This is a genomic window from Tenacibaculum sp. ZH5_bin.1 (assembly GCF_042865525.1).
Lineage (GTDB): Bacteria > Bacteroidota > Bacteroidia > Flavobacteriales > Flavobacteriaceae > Polaribacter > Polaribacter mesophilus.
On sequence record NZ_JBEGIO010000001.1, the window covers coordinates 1,144,171 to 1,167,050 of the forward strand.

Annotated in this window: 14 protein-coding genes and 2 tRNA genes; 7 read left to right on the forward strand and 9 right to left on the reverse strand. The window is 31.6% G+C overall.

The features are described from left to right. Positions 1-105 precede the first annotated feature (105 nt). From ABHQ57_RS05325 to ABHQ57_RS05350, 6 genes are all read right to left on the reverse strand, one after another. On the reverse strand, positions 106-1,440 hold the full coding sequence (locus tag ABHQ57_RS05325; RefSeq protein WP_389862667.1) for a hypothetical protein: 1,335 nt from the start codon (positions 1,438-1,440) through the stop codon (positions 106-108). Further along, positions 1,437-7,628 carry an AAA domain-containing protein gene (locus ABHQ57_RS05330; protein ID WP_389862670.1) on the reverse strand — a complete coding sequence of 2,064 codons (6,192 nt, stop codon included), beginning with the start codon at positions 7,626-7,628 and terminating at the stop codon, positions 1,437-1,439. Before ABHQ57_RS05330 ends, ABHQ57_RS05325 begins: the two co-directional genes overlap by 4 nt. Beyond that, entirely contained in the window at positions 7,625-8,260 is a 636-nt protein-coding gene (locus ABHQ57_RS05335; RefSeq protein WP_389862672.1) for a 4Fe-4S single cluster domain-containing protein, read from the reverse strand. The genes ABHQ57_RS05330 and ABHQ57_RS05335 overlap by 4 nt, the downstream gene beginning before the upstream one ends. Positions 8,261-8,264: 4 nt before the next feature. Continuing rightward, positions 8,265-10,085, reverse strand: coding sequence for an AAA family ATPase (locus ABHQ57_RS05340; protein ID WP_173359920.1), 1,821 nt, complete (start codon positions 10,083-10,085; stop codon positions 8,265-8,267). A 590-nt stretch (positions 10,086-10,675) separates the two neighbouring features. Further along, positions 10,676-10,748: transfer RNA gene (locus tag ABHQ57_RS05345), tRNA-Phe, on the reverse strand. A 64-nt stretch (positions 10,749-10,812) separates the two neighbouring features. Continuing rightward, positions 10,813-10,885: transfer RNA gene (locus ABHQ57_RS05350), tRNA-Phe, on the reverse strand. A 109-nt stretch (positions 10,886-10,994) separates the two neighbouring features. Here ABHQ57_RS05350 and ABHQ57_RS05355 point away from each other — a divergent pair. The 7 genes from ABHQ57_RS05355 (at position 10,995) to ABHQ57_RS05385 (ending at position 18,607) form a co-directional block, all read left to right on the forward strand. Then, a complete protein-coding gene (locus ABHQ57_RS05355; RefSeq protein WP_047788529.1) occupies positions 10,995-11,726 on the forward strand; it encodes a type III pantothenate kinase in 732 nt (243 codons plus the stop codon). Then, complete coding sequence (locus ABHQ57_RS05360; RefSeq protein ID WP_073181738.1) at positions 11,719-12,987, forward strand: hypothetical protein; 1,269 nt, start codon at positions 11,719-11,721, stop codon at positions 12,985-12,987. Before ABHQ57_RS05355 ends, ABHQ57_RS05360 begins: the two co-directional genes overlap by 8 nt. Positions 12,988-13,002: 15 nt before the next feature. Further along, positions 13,003-14,313 carry a hypothetical protein gene (locus ABHQ57_RS05365; protein WP_047788527.1) on the forward strand — a complete coding sequence of 437 codons (1,311 nt, stop codon included), beginning with the start codon at positions 13,003-13,005 and terminating at the stop codon, positions 14,311-14,313. A 9-nt stretch (positions 14,314-14,322) separates the two neighbouring features. Continuing rightward, the gene (gene lptC, locus ABHQ57_RS05370; protein WP_047788526.1) at positions 14,323-14,895 is read left to right on the forward strand and encodes an LPS export ABC transporter periplasmic protein LptC; all 573 of its coding nucleotides are present in this window, start codon (positions 14,323-14,325) and stop codon (positions 14,893-14,895) included. Next, positions 14,895-15,092 carry a hypothetical protein gene (locus ABHQ57_RS05375; protein WP_159489762.1) on the forward strand — a complete coding sequence of 66 codons (198 nt, stop codon included), beginning with the start codon at positions 14,895-14,897 and terminating at the stop codon, positions 15,090-15,092. The genes lptC and ABHQ57_RS05375 overlap by 1 nt, the downstream gene beginning before the upstream one ends. Continuing rightward, complete coding sequence (locus tag ABHQ57_RS05380; RefSeq protein WP_173359916.1) at positions 15,092-16,384, forward strand: hemolysin family protein; 1,293 nt, start codon at positions 15,092-15,094, stop codon at positions 16,382-16,384. The genes ABHQ57_RS05375 and ABHQ57_RS05380 overlap by 1 nt, the downstream gene beginning before the upstream one ends. Positions 16,385-16,489: 105 nt before the next feature. Continuing rightward, positions 16,490-18,607 carry a peptidylprolyl isomerase gene (locus ABHQ57_RS05385; RefSeq protein WP_349264500.1) on the forward strand — a complete coding sequence of 706 codons (2,118 nt, stop codon included), beginning with the start codon at positions 16,490-16,492 and terminating at the stop codon, positions 18,605-18,607. Positions 18,608-18,659: 52 nt separating this feature from the next. Here ABHQ57_RS05385 and ABHQ57_RS05390 read toward each other — a convergent pair whose 3' ends face one another. The 3 genes from ABHQ57_RS05390 to lpdA all read right to left on the reverse strand — a co-directional run bounded on the left by ABHQ57_RS05390 (position 18,660) and on the right by lpdA (position 22,750). Further along, entirely contained in the window at positions 18,660-20,333 is a 1,674-nt protein-coding gene (locus tag ABHQ57_RS05390) for an alpha/beta hydrolase-fold protein (RefSeq protein WP_389862679.1), read from the reverse strand. 63 nt (positions 20,334-20,396) lie between these two features. Next, positions 20,397-21,206, reverse strand: a complete 810-nt coding sequence (locus tag ABHQ57_RS05395) for an AraC family transcriptional regulator (RefSeq protein WP_239179213.1) — start codon at positions 21,204-21,206, stop codon at positions 20,397-20,399. A gap of 143 nt (positions 21,207-21,349) precedes the next feature. Continuing rightward, a complete protein-coding gene (gene lpdA / locus ABHQ57_RS05400; protein ID WP_159489768.1) occupies positions 21,350-22,750 on the reverse strand; it encodes a dihydrolipoyl dehydrogenase in 1,401 nt (466 codons plus the stop codon). Positions 22,751-22,880: the final 130 nt, after the last annotated feature.

A 22,880-nucleotide genomic window follows, 5' to 3' on the forward strand; every position in this document is an offset into this window, starting at 1 on the left:
AAAGCTCCAAGCTTCTTTATTTAAATATAGAGTTGTTTTCAAAGCTATCTTACAATAAGATACTGTCTATAGTTGTATGTAGTTATACATATTTTTGTATTGAATTTAAACATTTTTTCTTTTCTTGGATTGATTTTCTCTTTTTACATAATCATTACCTAGAGCAATTTCTTTCATTTTTACTGCACCTGCTTCTTCTGCTTTATCCACAACAATAGATAAATTTTGGCTTTCTAAAATAGTTTTAATATCGTAAAATTCATCACACCAAATTTCTTCCTGATTTTTGTCTAGATTTGGACTGCGTTCATTATTTCTATTTTTATCGGCAACAACTCGTGCTTGAATGCGGCTTAGGTTTTTGGGACTCATAAACTCTACACCATATAACGAATTTTTAGCTTTTTTTACCACTAAGCTCCCATTTTCAACCCATGCAGTTTCCATTGTGTCATTAACTTCATAACCTGCATTTTGTAATGCCTTTTTAATAGCCTTTCGTCGAGTTTCAATAATGATTTTCTCCGAAACTTCAGTATACAAGTATTTGGCTTTTTCTAAGGCATCTTTTACATCATTTAGATTATCTGAATTAAGTAAGTCTGTCCATTTATCAATAAAACTCAGATTCAATTCTAAAGATTCTAATTGGTCAATGGCTGTTTTGAGCTTTTCTTTAGCTTCCCGTAATGCCAATTGATTTTTACTGAACTCGGCTACCTGAATAGTTAATGAATCCAATAACAAATCGTAATTAAGAGCTTCTTCATCTAATTCGGCACAACGATTCATAAATTCGTGTATTTTGTTCTGAGGAATTTCAGAAATATACATTTCCTTTAACGCGTTTTCTAACTTTTTTAGTCTGGAAATTACTTTAGGACGATTGGAACGCCATTTTTGTACAGACAGCAAACTGTCACCAGAAGATAATCGTTCTTGAATTGCTTTTTGTTCATTTGTCAGTGTTTGAGAATTAAAAGAAGCTTCTTTTAAAAGGCTGTACAAATAATCTACTTTTTCACGATATTCTTCTATTTCATTTATATTTGAAGGAGTGTCGAAATCTTGGAAATCAATGCTTTTGTTTTTAAGTAAAAAGCGTAATTCGTTATGTGTACTCTTTAGGTTCTTAAATGATTCCCATTTAGAAGTCCTAATTTTAACTACTTTTTTCACCAAATTCTTTTTTTCCTTATCTAGAAACTCGATTTGTCCCGAAACTTCTCGCTCTATTTTTCTATAATCATCTTCTGAAATATTTTGGTAATACTCCAATGTTTCATCCAAAGCACCTTGAAGTTCTTCTGTAAACATATTATGTTTGATGGCATAAGCCTTCACGTGTTCTATTTTGTTTTTTAATCGAGTTAACCACCTTTTCTTTATCAATTTTCGCTCAGCTGGGGTAACGATTCGTACAACTTTTGGTCCGCTCATGGTGTGTTGTTTAAAGCATTTTGTATGGCGTGTTTCAGCCTTAATTTTTCATTATCTGTATCTTGTAACCACTTATAAGAGGTGGTTCTATGTATATGAGGAATCGATTTTTTTAAAATCAATGGGCGCCATATTTCACGATGTCTTGCATCTTTAAGTAATGAGTTTTGAGGTACATCACATTCAATTCCAATAACAAATCGTCCTGTGTTTTTATCTTCAATGGCTAAATCTAAATAAAAAACATTGTTATCATTATTTTCCACGGTTTCATAACCCAAGCTGTGAATGTAATTTCTAACAGTATTTTTAAAACCATCGTTATTTAGTGTTTTACTTTCTTCTATTTTTCTTGATGAAAGCCTTTTTAACGATTGATTAGCAAACTCTATTTGATTACTAAAATGTGTTTCGGTATATTTCAAATAGCCCTGAATATAATCCCTTGGTTTTGATGGAGATCGTCCTGTAGAAAGCATATCAGAAATATCTTTGATGGGCATTGAGGTGGCAATAACTACTTTATGTCTTGCTCTTGTAATAGCTACATTGAGTCTTCTTTCTCCTCCACGATGCCCTAAAGCTCCAAAATTGCGGCGGAAAACTCCTTGTTTATTAAAACCAAATGTAGTGCTAAATAAAATCATATCACGTTCATCTCCTTGAACATTCTCTACATTCTTAACAAAAAAGCCCATGGCTTCTCCTTCTTGTTGTTTGTTACGTTCACGATTTAAAACTTCCATAAAAGCATCATCTGAAAGCGCTTTTTCTTCAATTTTATCTTCAATAAGATCTGCTTGTTTTTTATTGAAGGTTACAATACCTGTACTTAAAATTTCATTTTCAGGTAATTGCCAGTGGTTATATAAGTATTCAATTAGCACTTCAGCTTCAGTTTCGTTGGTTTGTTCATTATAAACACCATTTACTCGAATGACTTCTAGAGGTTTTATTTTCTTAATTTCGTTTTTAGGGTGATAAGCAGGAATGTGTAATTGACCAGCATAAAAGGCATGGTTAGAAAAGTTGATAAGTGCTTTGTATTGAGAACGGTAATGAATTTGAAGTGTAGTGGTGGGAAGAACCGTTTTGGCTAATGTTAATAAATCTGGACAATCTTTGACTTCTTTTTTATTCCAAGCCTCTTCATATAGAGTTAATTCTTCTTCGGAATTATCCTCACTGAGTTCGATATTTATGCCTTCACTTTCGTCATCATCCATTTTATGACCAAAGAAGTTTGCCGGAGGCATTTGCTTTTCATCACCACTTACAATTACACGTTTTGCACGATAAAGTGAAGGGATTGAATGATCAATTAACATTTGAGAAGCTTCATCAAAAATTACTACATCAAACAATCCCGCTTGTAAAGGTAAAGCTTGTGAAACTACCTCTGGGCTCATCAACCAAATTGGACGAATATTCATTAAGCCTAAATTGTTGCCTAAATGAATAAATTCTCGTAGTTTTTTATAGTTCTGCCCTCGTAGACGTGTAATACCATGCCATTGTGACTTTGAGCCAATTTTTTCAAAGTCATAGTTTAAGTTAAGTAGTTCTTTGTTTAATGTTTTTATTTCAGCTAAACTATTTTCTAACAATCGTACATTTTGGTCAATTTCACTATCAGCCATTAGTAAGGCTGGTGTTTCTTTTTCAATACGTTGTTTCCAACCCAATAAACCTTCTCGTCGTATTGTTTTTTGGATAATTTTAGGCCAACGTTCAGAGGTGTATTGAGTAATTTTATTTTCGTAATTCCTAAAAATTGCTAAAAGTTGTAATGTTTTGTCTTCTTGAAGTTTATCTCCTAGTCTTATCCTAAATTTTTGATATGGAATAAAGTGGTTTATGTCTTGGGACATTTTTTGAATGACAGATAAATCGGTATTGTTATTTTTTATGTTTGAATGGAAAAAATTAAAACTAGAATCTATTAACCATTGTTTTAAGTCAGTTAGTTTTTTGTAGGATTCTTGTCTTTTTTCAAAACGATTACTAGCACTGCTTAATTCTTTTATGAAATTTTGAAATTCAGATTCTTTTCCGGATTTTAAAACTTTTTTAGCTTCATCTTTTAAAGGGCATTTTTTTAATGCTTTTACTAAAACAATCGTGTCTAATAGTTCGCTGATTTTATCACTAATTTTCACAGCAAGAAACTTAGGGTTTGTAATGGTTTCTACTGTATTGTTTAACTTTATTAATATATCATTAAAGTGATTTCGGTAAGCTCTAAAAGTAATTTCGTACTCAGAATTTGTTTTTAATAGTTTTATATTTTCTTTATTGGAGTGAAGTTCAAGTTCTTTTAAAACTTTCTTCAATAGAAATTGATGTTTCCATGTTAAAGGATTAAGAAACTTAAAAATGGATGTATTTAGATAGCTGTCACAAGCTCGAATTACTTCTTCTAGGATTTCATTATCAGTTTGTATTAACCAACTCGAAAAATAGATTTTTTTGTATTTGAAAATCAGTATTTTGAGGTCTGATAGTAATTGTTTTAGTTCATCAAGAATATCGTCACCAATGGACTTTTCATTGAATTCATCCCAAATAAAATCAAGCCAAATTTTAGCATTTTTAGCTTCTGTATCAGTAATATTTAGGAGTTTTTGTTCGTTTTTATACAGCCATGCTTTATAAAATTGAGCGTGTTCATTATCATAGACTCCTGTGGTTTGTTTTATACAATCTACTCTTTTTTCTTCAATCTCATTAAAAAGCTCTATATCTTGCTTAATTGCTTTTTTTGTTGCGTTATCATATTGTGTTATTTTTAAATTGGAAAGCGCATTATTTTCATATTTTGAAGGCACCCATTCACGCATTAACGTACTGATTTCCGTTTCAAGAATGTTCAAATCATCTGCTGAAGTATTTTCTAGAAAATTTCGGGCTTCAGGAATATCAATATAATCACTATGTTGAATTTCAATAAGTTCAGATAAAATGTTTCGATAACTTGCACCTGCTTGCTCGTCCAGCATATGAATCTCTTTAGAAATTATATTCAATTTCGATTCGATTCTATCAATTTGTTTTGCCAAGTTATTTCGCTTGAATGTGATTTTTTCAAGAATATTTTGTTGCTCAGATTTGTTTAAATCGAAAGAAACCTGTTCACGAATACTTCGAATAATTTCTTGTCTATCTTTAGCAATATCAGTGATAGAAAGAGCTCTTTTTTCTAGACCTACAGCCTCTAGCCGTTTCATAATTACCTGAATTGCTGCTCTTTTTTGAGAGACTACTAATACTTTTTCCTTTCTACCAATACAATCGGAAATGATATTAACAATCGTCTGGCTTTTCCCTGTTCCAGGTGGACCTTCAATGACAATACCTGGTTTTAATCGACTATGCATTACTGCGTGTTCTTGTGAAGGATCTACATTAACGACAGTAAATCGATTATTTTCTGATTGTATGGGCTTATATTCGGGTGTTTGTGGCGTGCTTATTTTTAAAATTGGTTCCATAGCTGTTCCTGAATGTGGTAATTTTTGAAGTAAACGCAAATCTTCACTAATTGATTGACCTGTAAAATTGGCATTAAAAATTACTCCAGAGCTATGTAGTTCAAGACCTATATCTTCCATCATGTAAGTAACTTCAGGATGAGTAACAAGTTTTGAAGTTTTGTGTTTTACAAATGAACCGAAGGCATCGATAACCTCAGAAACACTTAGAGATTGCCTACTTAAAACCTCATTATAAATTTGTGTTATTCTTTTGTAATTTTCAGGTTCTAAGGAGCTTGAAAGAGCTGGGTTTAGTCGAATTTCTTCACGAACTTTGTCGAAACCAATTTTTAGTGTAGGGTTTGATCGGTATTTAAATTCCAGTGTAATTGGCCATAAAATAATAGGTAATATTCGGGGACGATTATTTTTTTTGAACTGACTAATTAGGAATGGAAACCCTAAATACAAAGAGTCTAAGCCGGTATCGCGTTTAAAGTTTGCTGTTCTTAAAACTAACCTCCTTGTTCGGTAACTAAGTAATGGGTTTTGGCTGAAACTTAATGGATCTATTTTTTCCGTACTAAATGAGCGATTAATAATACTATTGAGTATTTTTTCTGAAGGTTTTAATGAGGTTCCTAATGTCTTTAAATCTAAACGAGGAGAATGTTTAGAAATAACTAATCTAACTAAAGGACCTCTAGAGGAAGTATGAATAATCTTTTTTTCAAAAAAGTTTAATAAACTAGAAGCATATTCATGCTTTGGTGGTGTAATCCATTTGTCTTTGGGAATAGATAAACATAAAATTGATTGCAATATGGGTAATCGTCTTTCTATCCTGAAACGATCTGCCCAACGATTTAAGTTATTGTTATTACTTAGTGAAAACCCTTCTAAAAGCTCGTGTAGAGATTCGTAAATTTCTAGTCTGGATTTTATTAGAGTTTCTCTAAAAAAACTTTCATTAGATTCAATTTTTATTTCTCTTGCCAAATTAGTAGCTTCTTTTACTAATTGATTTAAGGAGATAAATTGATCTTGTTGAGCGCTTAAAATAAGTATCAAATCTTCTTCACTAAGTCGGATGTCTCCCATTAAATCAGATAAACTGATGTTTTTGGCATCAGGATAAATTTGACGTAAAAGATTCAATTCAGATTTTAATCGTACCCTAGAAGTACTTAGTGTATTAATCTTGAGCTTGTCATTATCCAATTCAATACCTAAACTCTTTGCTTTTTGCAAAACATTTTGTTTTCTACTCTTGAGGTTAACCAACCATTTTTCACGTGAAAGTGTGTTTAAATAATCAGGAATGTTTCCTTCTATAAGCTCTGAAGCGAGTGTTGGATTGCCAAGTAACCATGCAGGAATAATAATTTGTCCTCGCCAAGTAAGTGGTAAAGCTTCATTGAGGTGCATTAAAGCTAAGGAAAACCTCCACTCCAAATCGATATCTTCTTTAGAGCGTAAGTTTCTAATAGTAGCAGCTATTTTTCCTTCTCCAAGGATTTCTTTTACCCAATTTGAAATTTCACCAGAAGTAAATAAGGTCAAACCTTTTTCCCAATTATTTTCCTCTGCTGCCGCAAGTGCAAAATAGCTTACATTGGTGTAAGTTGTATCTCCAAGTTGGATGGTTTTTTCCTTTTTTTGATCAGTCCCCGAAGTAGCTTCTATAGGAGGAGCAACATATTCTTTATTCAGCCATTTTTCTACTTGTTCCCAGTGCCAACGTTTAAGAGGGTCTCTACATAACAAGCCTTTTAGCAATAAAAGTATACGTTCATCAATACTTTCTGGAATTTGAACGCCTCTGGTTACCAAATGGATCATGAAGGCCTTGTCATTAATGTTTTCAAAGAATGCTCCTTTGGTAATTTGCTCTAAAACTATCATTCCTAAACTCCACCAATCCGAGGCAGGACTTACTCCACCAATGATAGCTTCCGGAGCTGTATACCGAGTTAATTGTATAGGGGTATCGGTATCAAGATCATAATCTGATAACCTTGCAGAACTGTAATCGATAATTACCAAATCGAAGGTTTCATTATCACGGATTAGAATGTTTTTAGGACATAAATTACGATGTCTAAAACCAGCTTCTGAGAAATCTCGTAGTGCTCGACCGATTTCGTTTACTAAAGTTTCGAGTCTGTTTTCTTTTATATATCCTAAATCATTGAGTGATCCTCCTTGGATATGTTCAGAAACTTCAAAAAATCGATTGTTCCAATAACCTGTTTTTACTAATCTAGCAATATGATCAACATCCGCTCGGTGCAGTACATCATAAATTGTTTTATCAGGCTCAGAATTTTCATGATAATAAGTTAAAAAAAAGTGTTTTTCATTAGTGTCTTTAACTAAAAAACATTCTTTGGTAGCTCCTGAAATCTCGATAGGTTCAATAATGGTGTATGCATCAATTTTCTTGAGGGCTTCTTCTTTAATTGTTAATTCTTGAATGTCAGCACCACATTCCATGCACATAAAATCGTCTTCTCCAACTTCATGCCCGTTTTCACAAAGGCGTTTGATTGATTCTTCAGCTTCAGGATGAATTTCGATTCGACCGCCTACTGGAGTTTGGGGTACATTCATTAATAACCAACTACATGTTGAATTACTGATTATGTTTTGGCAATACATTTCGGTTACTGGTCGTTCAGTATTACATGCAGGACAAAGTCGTATGTGTTTCATTTCTTATGTTGCTTTATCACCGCTTGAGTATTGGTTATTTCAACGTTGTTTTGTCGAAAACTTTCAGTTATTTTATTCATTCCATTAATAGGTATGCCTGCCATCCAAAGAGTCTCATTATTAAACTGAATGTCTAATTTACTTTCGGGTTTTTTGTTTAAATATTTAGCAAAACTTAGCGCTCCTAAATTAGTAAGAAAATGAATTTGTTGATTGTCACTTCCTAATAAAGCTCGGGTTTGGGCTTTTGTATAGTCATAAGGTTCAGAAATTAACACATCGATTAATTTCTCCTGAACAACTTTTTTATATTTTAATTCTTGGAAAGAGTATCCACTGTAAACTAACAAGGAAAGTTTATAAGGCTTAAGAAATTTTAGCAAATTTTGTAAAGCAGGTTCTTGATCAAAGGGTTCTCCGCCGGAAATAGTAATTCCATCGCATGTTGGAAGCCACTTTTTTAATAGATTTTTTACTTCTTCTATATTTATTGAATTGGTTTTGAATTGCCAGGTATCTGCTGAGATGCATCCTTCACAATGTAGAGAGCAGCCTTGAAACCAAATGCCAACTCTTTGTCCTGGACCAAGTGTAGTTACTGGAAAGTGTAAACGAGAGATTCCTATTTTCATTCAATTATTTTTTAGTTAGATGAATGGTAGTACTTCGGTTTTCAAAAGAAATAGAAGTTGCTTCTACCGTTTCTCCCTTGTCTGGATTTAAAGAGAACAAAGCTCTAGAGAAAGGTGAGATAAAATGGTACTCAATTTTATTTCTAATGCCTCTACCACCATTGTTTAAATCAGCAACAGATAATTCTTTTAATGTTTGCATCACTGTGGGGTGAATATTTAGTGTAATATTTAATTGTTTTTGAATCCCTTTGATATTATTTTTCATCATCATATTAAAAATCATTTCACCAACATCTTTACGTATATAATCAAAAATAATAATGTTGTCTCCAATTCTATTGAGGAGTTCAGGTCGATTGAGTTCAAACTTAAAATAGCGCTCAATTTCATGTCGTACTTTCTTTTCAACAGTTTCAAAACTATCTTTATAAGTCACATTTGGTAATCGTTCACCAGTAGTTGAATTTTTATAAATTCCAAGGTTTGATGTGAAAATTATTAGTGTCTCAGAGAAATAAACGGTGTCTCCTCGTCCACTCGTAAGAACCCCATCATCTAGAATCTGAAGAAATTTATCTAATATTCTAGGGTGTGCCTTTTCAATTTCGTCAAATAAGACTACACTAAATGGTTTTTCTCTTATAGCATTGGTGAGTTCGCCACCAACATCGTAACCCACATATCCTGGAGGAGCACCGATTAAGCGTTGATCGGAATGTTCAGCGCTGAACTCAGACATATCAAACCGAATATAGGCACTTTCATCACCAAATAATAAACTGGTTAAGGTTTTAGCTAATTCAGTTTTTCCAACACCAGTAGGCCCTGCTAAGAAAACTACACCTCTTGGGCGATTATTTCTTTTAGAATTCCCCACTCCAGTGATGGCTCGCTTTACAATATCCATGATATGTTGTACAGAATGATCTTGTCCAATAACACGTTCTTTGATAAAAGCTTCTCCGTTTTCAATTTTGCTACGTTGAATTTTCATCCAAGGGTCTTCAGTTACACCTACTTTGTATCGCCGTACTGCATCTGCTATCATAGATATTGGTATGTTTTCTGACCTTGCTAGTTCTATAATCGCCACTAAGTCTAACAATAAAAGACCTTCAGTTTCTTCCACAAATTCAGTAACTATAGTATCTACATTAGTTTTATCTTTACTTAGGCTCTCCACAATCGGGTGAATCAATCTTCTACGAGCAATGTGATTAGGTTTTCCAATAGGTATGTGTCTTATTTTTGGGTTGTTAACCACCATCCAGTCAGGTAAGTCTCCTTCTTTATCAACTAACCATATTACAATGTTGTAATACGGATTAGGAGGGTTACCGTAAGGTTTAGTTTCTGTAGTTTGAGATAAGATATGAGCTATACTAAAAGAATCGTGTTCTGCTTTTACCAAATTTTCAGGGTTTATTAAAAACTGAGAAGCGAAATCGACAATTAACCCAATGGGTTCATCAGGATAGTGAATAATCTTTTGTAATACCGTATTAAAGGTTTGTAAATCGTTATAGACACCTTCTTGCTGAAGAGGAATTTGAAGTTTTTGAAAAAACACTTTTTTTTCATCTGAATTTCCTGTAAAAAAGGGAATGTCAAAACCACTTAACGGGTTATAGTAAACCACATGTGTATACCCTATGTTTTTTAATTCAGAATCTATTACATTTTCTAATCGATGCCAACTGTAGCTGCCAAAATCGTTCTCCAGTAACTGAAAATCCTTAATATTACCCGAAAGAAAAAATTGACTTTTTAAAGGAACAAACCTTCTAAAGTCTTGTAGCCATCGAGGTTTGGTGTTATTCATTCTTGTTTTTGTTTTAACTCATTTATTACAGTTTCTAAAGCGTTTAATACTTAATCTAAATTAACTGTTATATATCGCTTAATTTGTTAATTAAAGTATCATAGCGTTTACTGTATTTAGATTGGAAACTAAATGAGTTGATTAATATTTTTATGTCTTGCAATTTTTTCTTCTTTCTTAACCTTACTCATTAACACACTTTCAATACTCTACTACCTGAGAAGTATCTCAAGAGTATGACTCATTGTTCTTTTCATACGATAAGGTTCCTAAGTATTTATTGGTCTTGTTTTAACATGACCAATTTAAAAATAAACAAATATATAATTACAAAAACGATTAAAGAAAATTAAAGAATATATAAGTTTTTTAAAAAAGTAAGTATTTATAAATCATGTTTAGTGAGGTGTTCAGCGGTAGATGCATAGTCTTACTTATATATCCTGATTTTTTGAAACTGAAATAAACCTTAATGCCTCTTAGATGATAGAATTTTGCAAGAATTTGTATTAAAAATAAAAATGTATGAGAACATTTTGATTTATTGTTAAAACTAAAAAACCCGAACAATTTTGTTCGGGTTTTTATCGTGGTGCCTCCAGGAATCGAACCAGGGACACAAGGATTTTCAGTCCTTTGCTCTACCAACTGAGCTAAGGCACCAGTCATAACTTAAAAAGTAACATCTTTAAAATAAAACTCGCAACTAATTTTACTAGTTTTATTGTGGTGCCTCCAGGAATCGAACCAGGGACACAAGGATTTTCAGTCCTTTGCTCTACCAACTGAGCTAAGGCACCAGTTGCTACTTTCGTTAAGCGGATGCAAATATACAATCGTTTTTTAATTATACAAAGTAAAAACTTTAAAAAAATGTAACGTAAATTTACAAGCTCTAAGAAATGAAATATGTACCTAATTATAGATGTAGGAAATACAAGAGTTAAAGTAGCTGTTTTTGAAATAGATACTATTAAAGAAGTCTTTACTTTTGAAAAAACAAATATAATTTCAGAGCTAAAAAAAATAATTTCAAATTTTTCAATTTCGAATAGTATTATATCGTCTGTAGCTAATTTTACAGATGAGGAAACGAAAAAAATAGCTGAACTTTTGAATCCGGTTTTTTTAGACTCAAATACCAAAGTTCCATTTAAGAACTTATATAAAACGCCAAAAACATTAGGAGTAGACAGGGTAGCATTGGCATCAGCAGCGATAAAAAAATATCCAAATAAAAATGTATTGGTACTAGATGCTGGTACTTGTATAACATATGAGTTTATCACAGATGAAGGAAATTATCTTGGAGGGGCTATTTCACCGGGGATAACTATGAGGTATAAGGCACTACATACTTTTACTTCTAAATTACCGTTATTAAAAGCAAAAGAATTAGAAAACTTTATTGGTACAGATACAGAAAGTTCAATTCATTCAGGGATTATCAATGGAGTTTGTAATGAAATAGACGGGATTATAGTACAATATCAAAAAAAATATCCACATTTAACAGTAGTTTTAACAGGAGGAGATACATATTTTTTGTCAAAACAATTAAAAAGTGTCATATTTGCCCATCCAAATTTTGTTTTGGAGGGGTTACATACTATTTTGATACACAATTTAGCGAATGATTAAGAGATTTATATTAGGAGTTTTTGTACTTACTTCATCAGTAATAATAGCACAAAGAAATAGTGCATCACCTTATTCTTATTTTGGTATTGGTGAGAGTTTTGAGGCAGTAACAGTAGAACAAGCTTCTATGGGAGGTATAGGTGTTGCAATGAAAGATTATCATCACCTAAATTTTACAAACCCAGCTTCAAATGCTGATTTAAAAGCAGCAACCTACGCAATAGGTGGTAGTTTGACTTTTTTAACAGTTAAAGAACAAAATGCTTCTCAAACAGGTAACTCAACAAACTTAAGATATATATCGTTAGGTTTTCCTGTAGGAAAAAATGCAGGTTTATCTATTGGTTTGCAACCTTTTTCATCTGTAGGCTACTCTTTGCTAAATGATGAAAATGCTGATAATGTTACTTTATTCACAGGTGAAGGAGGAGCCAATAAGATATATGCTAGTTATGGTATGTATGTTTATAAAGGCTTGTCTATTGGTGCTGAAGCGGGATTTATTTTTGGAAGCATAGATAATAGCGTTTTAAATCAAAGAGCAGATGTAGCATTAGCAACTAAACATGAAGAGTCTTTCAATTTAAGAGGAGGACAGTTTAAGTTAGGTATACAATATAAAACAGAACTTAAAAATAAACTACAACTATCTACAGGAGCATCATTTATTTTGTCTACAGATTTATCTGCTAAAGGATCTGAGAAAATGTATTCATTGTCATTTAATGGATCAGGGCAAGAAGTTCCTAGAAATGAACTATTCAATAGAACTTTAAATGGTAATATCAACATGCCTTTAAAAAGTATTTATGGTTTTGGTTTAGGAAAAGAAAATAAATGGTATGTAGGAATTAATCAAGAATTTCAAACAGCTTTAGAAAGTAATAGTGTTTTTATAGCAGATGGATCATCTCATAAATATGAAGATTCAAATAAATTTGCAATAGGAGGATATTTTATACCGAAAATAAATTCTATTTCAAGTTATTGGGATAGAGTTACTTATAGGGCTGGTTTGCGTTTTGAAGATACAGGATTGCTAGTTAAAACTACCGATAATTTTACTTCTGTGAAAGACTTTGGCATAAATGTTGGATTAGGATTACCGTTGCCAAGACAACTATCAAACGTTAATATAGGGTTTGAGTATGGGCAAAGAGGTACTACTAACAATAACTTAATAAAAGAAGACTACTTTAATGTAAGATTAAGTTTATCTTTAAATAGTATTAAGTGGTTCCAAAAAACACGAATAGATTAACATAAACTGAGAACGATGAAAAAAATTACGTATTTACTAACAGGATTATTTTTGTTTGTAGCCGTAAGTGGAGCGAAAGCGCAAGCAAGTCAAGAGTGTCATATTAAATACAATCTTTTTAAAGGAGATGCTACAACTAAAAAATATGACCAAGCAAAACCTAATTTAGAATACTTATTAGATAACTGTGCTACATTGTCTATTAACATATACAAGTATGGAGCAAAAGTTGCAGAGAACTTAAAAGATCCTGTTTTAGCTAAAAAAGTATATGAAACAAGATTAGCTAATTATCCAAAGAAAGGGGCAGCAAAAGCGCATAGTGATTACGCTGAGTTTTTAATAGATAATAAATTAGCTTCTGATGATGAAGTTTTTGAAATCTTAAAAAAGGCTTATGATATTTCTCCTAAAGATATGGGGGTAAAAAATATCTTTAGATACTTCCAAATGATAGCTGATAAGTATCAAGATACAAATCCACAAAAAGTATTTGATACTTATGATGATGTAATGGAGTCAGTTGATGAAAAGCTGGAAGATTACAGTAAGAAGATAGCAAAGTTACAAGAGAAAGATTCTGTGGGTACTATTACATCAAGAGAAAAGAGTCTTTTAAGAGCATATACTATTAACTCTTCTTCATTAGGTCAAGTAGAAGGTGGTTTAGACGCTAAAATATCTAAGATAGCAACTTGCGAGAGATTAATACCTATTTATTCTAGAGATTTTGAAGAAAATAAAACTGATGGTGTTTGGTTAAAAAGAGCAGTATCAAGAATGTATAACAAAGAGTGTCAAACAGATCCTTTATTTGAAAAATTAGCAAACGAGTATGCTAAAGTAACACAGTCAGCAGATGCATATAATTTCTTAGCAGGAGTTTTAGCTAAAAATGGAGATAAAGGTGGAGCTGCTGAGATGAGAAAAAAAGCATTCGACTTAGAAACAGATCCATTTAAAAAAGCTAAGTATAAATTAAGAGAAGCCCAAAATGCTGGTGGAAGTAGAGGAAGAGCTTTAGCTTACGAAGCTTTGAAATACAATCCTAATATGGGTAAAGCATATTTGTTTATTGCAAGTTTATACCAAAGAAGCGCAAATTCATGTGGTAGCGACGAGTTTGAAAAAAGAATGGTATATGTAGCAGCCTTAAATAAAGCTTTAAAAGCACAAAAAGTTGATCCAGGATGTGGAGCAGGAAGATATATTTCTAGTTACAAAAAAAATGTACCATCTAAAAAGTTAATTTTCCAAAAAGGAATGTCTTCAGGTGCAAGTTATAGAGTAGGATGTTGGATTGGAGAAACTGTTCGTGTACCTTAATAGAAGTTAATGCTTAAAAGAGCAAAACATATATACAATAGCATTGCTACCATTTATTTGGTGGCAATGTTTTTTTCTTGTACTAATTCTAAAAAGGAGGTGCGAGATTTTCTTGCTGATAAAAATTTACCAGTAGGTTCAGCAGTAAATATTTATCATGTTCACAAAGATTCTGGAAGAATAAGTTCAAAAACAAAAGCACCTATTTTTTATGACTATTCAAATAGAAAAGAACACCCTTACAGTGAGTTTCCAAAAGGAATAGAAATAGTAACAATAGAAAAAAAAGGAGCAGATTCAACAACAATTTCAGGTAATTATGCATTAACCTATAATAAAACAAAAATATCTGAAATTAGAGGTAATGTTGTTATCACTAACCATAGCAATCAAACAAAATTAGAAACTAACCAGTTGTTTTGGGATCAAAAGGAACATTATTTTTTTACAGAAGACGGTTTTCGATTTACAACACCTGAATCTGTAATTAATGGTTTTGGATTTGAGTCGAGCGAAGACTTAACTAAATGGATAGCTAAAGATATTACTGGAGATGTAGAAACTACACAAAAAGATATATAATGAACGCACTTTGGAAATATTTACAATACGGATACTTGATTATAGGAGTAATCTTTTTTGTTGAAGGAATCTTTAAATGGAATTCAGACAGACAAGAAGCATTTATTATGTTTGGATTTGCTATCTTTATCATATTAATTTTCTTCTTCAAACGACACTTTAGAAGAAAAGTAGAAAAAAGAAACAAAGAACGTTAATGCAACCCGAACTCTTAATAATTCTTACTTCTATTTTATTTTCAGCCTTTTTTTCTGGGATGGAAATAGCCTTTATATCTGCAAATAAACTTCACATAGAGTTAGAAAAAAAGGGAGACGGTTTGCTCTCTAAAATTCTAACTAAGCTAACTGAAAAATCCTCAAAGTTTATTACGACTATGTTAGTTGGTAATAACGTAGCTTTAGTTATTTATAGTTACTTTATGGGAGAGCTGTTAATGAAATGGTTTCAATCTTTTTTACCATCAGATTATGCGGTTGTAAACTATGTGTTATCAGACGTAAGTTTATTAACTCAAACCCTTATTTCGACTATAATTATATTGGTAACAGCAGAGTTTTTGCCAAAAGCTATCTTTAGAATTTATGCAAACGAAATGCTAAAGTTCTTTGCACTACCAGCTTATATTTTTTATGTTATTTTTTATGGGGTTACATGGGTAATTACCAGAATATCAGATTTTTTTCTACATGTATTTTTTAGAACAAAAGAAGATGAAATTCAGACCGAATTTAGTAAAGAAGAATTAGGGAATTATATTTTAGAACAGTTAGATTCAGGAAACGATGAAGAAGAAGTTGATTCAGAAATTCAAATATTTCAAAATGCATTAGAGTTTCATAAGGTTAAATCTCGTGAAATTATGGTGCCTAGGACAGAAATTGTTGCGGTTGATTTACACGAAACGGTAAGTAATCTCAAAAAAATGTTCATTACAACTGGGTTATCGAAAATCTTGGTTTATAAAAATTCATTAGATGATATTTTAGGGTATGTAAATGCCTTTGAGCTTTTTAAAAAACCACGTACTATTAAGTCGATTTTGTTACCAGTAGAGTTTGTTCCTGAGTCAATGATTATTAATGATGTACTTAATAATTTAATAAAAAAGCGTAAAAGTATTGCAGTTGTAGTTGACGAGTATGGAGGAACTTCAGGTATTATTACAGTTGAAGATATTGTAGAGGAGTTATTTGGAGAAATAGAAGATGAACATGATACGCAACAATTATTAGAAGAACGAATTAGTGAGTATGAATTTAATTTTTCAGCTCGTTTAGAGGTAGATTATTTAAATGAAGAATATGGTTTAGGAATTCCTAAAGAAGAAGCTTATGAAACCTTAGGAGGTTTTATTTTAAACCATACAGAAACAATACCATTACAAGATGAGGTATTAGATATAGAAAACTTCCAAATCAAAATTTTAAAAGTAAGTGCAACTAAGATTGATGAAATTTATTTTAAAGTAATTTACAAAGAAGATTAAGCTAGCCTCATTTACTTAGAACTCCCTCAAAAACAGCGTAAAAAAACATTGCATTATTTAATGTGAAATTGTATTTTCGCACACTGTTAATAAAATAAATTACGTATGGCAATTTTATCGAAAATTAGAGAACGTTCAATGTTCTTAATTCTTGTAATTGGTTTAGCACTTTTTGCTTTTGTATTAGACCCTTCTACAATATCAGATTTTTTCAGCGCAAGTAAAGTAAACGAAATAGGTGAAGTAAATGGAGAAGCCATTTCTCGTCAAGAGTTTGCTGAAGCACTAGAAGCTTACAAAGCGCAAACAGGAAATAGTATGTCTGAGATGCAAGCAGCAAAGGCAGTATGGAATAATTTAATCCGTCAAAAAATATACAAAAAACAATTAGAAGAGGCTGGAATTACTGTAGGAGATGTAGATATTTTAAATGCCTTATATGAAACTCCTGTAGTTCAAAATGATGCTAGATTCCAAACTTCAGGTATTTTCGATAAAAACAAGTTAAAAGAACATTTAGCTACTATAAAAGAAGAAAATGGACAAGAATGGGCTGCATGGCAAAATTACATGGCTTCTATTAAAAGTAACATAGAAAAAACAACATACGACAACTTAGTCGCTGCTGGTTTAGGAGCTTCTTTAAAAGAAGGGGAGTCTAGATATTTAACTGAAAACACAAAAGTATCTGGTAGGTATGTATATGTACCTTATACAACAATTGCAGATAGCTTAGTAACTTTAAAGAAAAGCGATATTCAAAATTATATAAACCAACATCAAGATGCCTTTCAAGTAGAAGCTTCAAGAGACATTAACTTTGTAAAATTTAATATCGAACCTTCAACAAAAGATGAAGAAGCTATTAAAGCTAATGTGGCCAAATTAATTGATGATTCTGTAGTAAATAACACTCCAGTTAAAGGGTTAAAAAATACTACTAACTATAATGAATTTTTAGAAGAAAATGATTCTGATTTAAGATTAGATAATAGTTATAAATTTAAAATACAAGTTCCTCAAGTAATTGCAGAAGAGGTTTTCAATGGAAATGAAGGTGATGTATTCGGACCATACAAAGATGCAGGATTCTTTAAGTTATCTAAAATTACTGAGGTAAAACAATTACCAGACTCTGCGAAAGCAAGTCATATTTTAATTCCTTTTGTTGGTTCTGCTAGTGCTGATGCTACTGTTGTTCAAACGGAAGAGGAAGCTAAGAAAACAGCAGATAGCTTATTAGCTGTTGTTAAAGCAGATAAATCTAAGTTTGCAGATTTAGCTAAAAAAATGTCATCTGATCAAGGTTCTGCTGAAAAAGGAGGATTTTACGATTGGTTTGCTTACAATAGAATGGTACCATCATTCAGAGATTTCGTTTTTGAAGGCAAAGAAGGAGATATGGGAGTTGTAAAGACTCAATTTGGGTTCCATGTAATTAAAATTGATGGGCAAAAGAATTTCCAACCAGTAGTGAAGTTAGCTACTTTTGGACGTAAGATAGAAGCTTCAGAAGAAACGGAGAATGCAGTATTCCAAAATGCAGAAACATTTGCTTTAGAATTAGCTAATGGAAAAGCTTTTGAAGAAGCTGTAAAAGAAAAAAACTTAACTTCACTACCAGCAGTAGGATTAAAATCTTTAGATGAAAACGTACCAGGAGTTGGTAACGAAAGACAAATTATTACTTGGGCTTTTGAACCAGAGACTGAAAAAGGAAGTTACAAGCGTTTTGATGTTGAAGGAGGATATATTGTAGCGGTACTAACAGCAAAAACAGCTAAAGGTTTAATGCCTGTTGATAAGGCAATTACTTCAGTTCGTCCTATATTAACAAACGAAAGAAAAGCCAAAATGATTGAAGATAAGATGAGCGGAGCTACTTTAGAAGAAATCGCAAAATCTGTGAATCAGTCAGTGAGAGCAGCAACCGATGTAAACTTACAATCACCAACAATTTCTGGTGTAGGATTTGAGCCTAAAGTAGTAGGAGCAATGATGAACGCTAAAGAAAACAAGATGGTTAAAAATGTTGCAGGAGATAAAGGTGTATTTGCTTTTGTAGTAGAAAAGAGAGAAGAGCCAACAGCATTACCTAACTACGACACGTATAGAAAGCGTATTGTTGCTGAAAGACAGAATAAGACATTTCAAATGTATGAGGCGGTTAAAAAAGCGTCTGAAATTGAAGATAACATGAGTTCTTTTTACGGAATTCAATAAGAAATAACGTCATACCAATAAAAAAATCCCGAACTATTCAGTTCGGGATTTTTTATATGGTGATTTTGATAAAGTTTACCCAAATCCGTTTATAATCCATATTCTCTTTAAAATTTTCTATCATGAACTCTCTTTCGTATATAATTCTTTTTTTAAAGTAACACTTGTCATTAACATAAATTGTTATTTTCTTACTTAAGTCAACCATTTCTGGAGAAAGATTAATTCTAAAAGATTTGATTCGAGAAGTTTTAATGGTGAAGGTATTGTTTTGGTATGAAGCAATTATTTTTCCTGATTTTCTTGGAAAGTCAAAGGCTTTTTTATCTACAATTTTTTCTATTAAGCTATCTTTTTCATTATATGTAAGCCACTTTTTAATGTCAAAATTTAAATTATTATGCCAAGAGGTTTTCTTTTGTAAAGTGTCAAGTTGTATGTTAGTTAACCAATCAATACTTCCATAATTATTATCATCAAACTCCCAAGTTATTTTTCTTGGATGAGGATTTCTTTTCCTTTTCATTAAATCTGAAAAAAGAATTTTATAAGCAGACTCAGAAGCATCAAATTGAGGAAACCAATGAGGATAACCATTATATCGATAATCCTTATAATCTGCGGCTATACTTTTCATTAACTTAACTAAATTATCATTAGCGTTTGGAGGATAATAGTAATCTTGGTCGGTAGAAAAATTAATGAATGAACGATTTAATATGTTTTCAATATAAGTTCCACCCGTATACACTTTTGGTTCAGTATTAAAACCATAAAATCCAGCAAATATATTAGGCTGTTTCATTAAATATGAAAATGCCCCAGTAGCTCCATTCGAATGTCCAGAAATAAAAATTTTATCATCGTTTATATTGATAGCTTTTTTTAATTGTCTTACAATTGAAGGCACCATAAAAAAACCAGCATCAGAGGTCATCCAATTATACTTTTTGTTTCCTTTAGGAAAAATTAAAATAACATTATTTTTATCTGCATACTTTGTATAATATCTGTTCCAATACTTTAGGTTTTTCTTTGTTTCAAAGTCAGAAAGTTTAGTATGTCTTACAGCTCCATGTAAAAAAATAAGGACAGGATATTCTTTTTTAGGAGTATAGTTTTGGGGTAAATGAACGTAATAAGATGTTTTTAAAGAATCGTTTATTTTAAAGCTTATAGAATAACTTTGTTGTTGTTTTGTTATATAGGGATTAAATTCTTTTAAATACTTAAAAAGTGTTTCGCTCTTTAAGGTTTCAGGAATACTTATTTTTAAAGTATTGAAAAACTCTACTTCTGATTTTTTTAGATTACTAAAGAATTTAGTTTTTCTTTTTAAAGCCTTAGTTTTTAATTTTGTCCATCTTTTGTCGTTTTGAATATTTTTGTAATCTTCATCTGCATATTCACCAACAACATAGTCCCAACCAGGATAACCGTCTTCATCTTCTATTAATTCAGATAGAGGAGTTAAGTATTTGAAGGCTTTATTATTTTGTTTTAAATCAGCAGCAATAATAGAAGAATAGTAAAATTCAGTATCGGTAATACTATCAGGAAACTTTTCAAAAGCTTTTTCAAATAAGCTTAATGCTTTTTTGTAAGAGGTAGTGTCTTTTGAAGTATTCATTGTTTTCATAGCTTTTTTTACTAGTTCAGAATATGTGGTCTGAGCATTAGTTGATATAAAAGCTAAAAAGAAGAAGGTGTAAAATAGTAATTTCATTATTGTTTTTTTTACAAATGTAATTGCAAAAAAGAAATGAAACTTGTAAAAATGGGACGGTAGCTATTTTAAATGCCAAAAAGTATCTTCATTACCAAGTTGTGTTCCTTTTTTTATAAGGTTTTTAGGGGAACTTAAAGTAAGGCTCTTGAAAAGTTTAGTAAGGTGTGATTGATCAAAATAATTGAACTCATGTGCCAAAGAAGTAAAACTTTGTTCCGAATCGATTAAGAGTTTTTTTTCTAAAGTTTTTCTAAAAAGTACAATTTTGTTGAACTTTTTGACTGAAACACCAAAATGAGAATTAAAAAGTCTATTTAAGTGCCTTCTACTCACGTTTAATTTAGAAGCTAAACATTCAATAGTTATAGTATCAAAATTGTTAAAAATTACCTCGATAGCATTATTTAAAATAGTATTGTTATAGGCTACATATCTACGAAATAAAAATTGGTCTAATAATCCTGCAATAGTGTTAATATTTTGTGAGCTAAACAGAGCGTTAAGTTCAAGTTCAGAAAAGAAATTGAATTTTGTTATAAAATATGTAAAAGATAACCCCCTATAAAATTGATGAATACCCAAAGGGTTGAAAATTATTACAATTCTATGTACTTTACCAATTTGTGTGACATTAAAAATATTTTCTCTTAAAGGAGTGAAAATTTGAAGAGGATTAGTATCATTTTTAAAAACTATTTTTCCAATTTCAGGACTAAAATGTGAGTTGTAAAGAGAGATGGAATTATTGAAATGTGGATAGCAATCAAACTCTATTTTTTTATTTTGTGGTTTTACATCCAAATAATAATAATGGACATGTTGTGCTATTATAGGGTTTTTTGGTCTAAAAGTTTCAAAGACATTATTCATTAATTATAAGTTAGGTATTTTCTGTCTATATTTTTATAAAAAAGACGAATTTAGTAAAACTTAGAAAAGTTAGCCAATTGAAGTAAAGTAAAAAAGCAACCTCATACGAGATTGCTTTTTAAAGTATGTTTAAAGCTTTTTTATTAAGCGTTTAATGGTTTACCATCCCAAGCTGCTTTCGCTGCTTCTTTTACAGCTTCAGAGTAGGTTGGATGTCCATGACAAATACGAGCTAAATCTTCCGCAGAAGCTCTGTATTCCATTGCTACAGCTGCTTCCATAATCAAGTCAGCAACACGAGCACCTACCATGTGAACTCCTAATACTTCATCAGTGTTTTTATCAGCCAATACTTTTACAAATCCGTCTAAATCTCCACTTGCACGAGAACGTCCTAATGCACGCATTGAGAATTTTCCAGACTTATAATCAACACCAGCATCTTTTAATTCTTGTTCAGTTTTACCAACAGCCGCTACTTCTGGCCATGTGTAAACAATACCAGGAATTAAGTTATAGTCAATATGAGGTTTTTGTCCAGCTAAATATTCAGCAACCACAACACCTTCTTCTTCTGCTTTATGCGCTAACATAGCTCCACGAACTACATCTCCAATTGCATAAATGTTAGAAACATTAGTTTGTAAATGACCATTTACTTCAACCATTCCTCTTTCAGTAACTTTTACACCCGCTTTTTCTAAAGCTAATCCTTCAGTATACGGACGACGACCTACAGAAACTAAACAGTAATCTCCGGTGAAAGTAACCTCTTCACCTTTTTTATTAGTAGCTTTTACTACAACCTCGTCACCATTTCTTTCAACAGAAGTAACTCCATGGCTAGCATTAATTTTCATTCCTTGTTTCTTTAAAACTTTAGTCAGTTCTTTAGAAACATCTTTATCCATGGTTGGAGTAATCGTAGGAGCGTATTCGATAACAGTTACCTCAGCACCTAAACGCTTGTAAACAGAACCTAACTCTAAACCAATAACACCACCACCAATAACTAATAAGTGCTTAGGAACTTCAGGAAGTTTTAAAGCTTCTGTAGAAGTAATTACACGCTCTTTATCAATAGTAATAAATGGTAAAGAAGATGGTTTAGAACCAGTAGCTATAATAATGTTAGTACCTTCAATTACTTCTTCAGTACCATCATTTTTAGTGATTTTTACGTGCGTAGCATCTTCAAAAGATCCTAAACCTTCGTAAACTTCAATATTATTTTTGTCCATTAAATATTTGATACCTCCTGTAGTAGTTTCTACTACATTTGCTTTACGAGCTACCATTTTTCCGAAGTCAAAAGAAGGTTTCTCTACAGAGATACCGTGCTCTTCGAAATGATTTACTGCATCATAGTAATGGTGCGAAGAATCTAATAAAGCTTTTGAAGGAATACATCCAACATTTAAACAAGTTCCACCTAAAGTTGAGTATTTTTCAATGATAGCAACTTTAGAACCTAATTGAGCGGCTCTGATAGCAGCGATATATCCTCCTGGACCAGAACCAATAACGATTAAATCGTATTTCATGAGTTGTGTTTTATAATTTCATCTATTTATATTGCACAATGTCCATTACTAATAGTTCAACTATTTGTGTTTATGTTAACCATTGTTTGCAATTGCCCATTTTGGGCTTTCGTAAAAATGAAGTACAAAA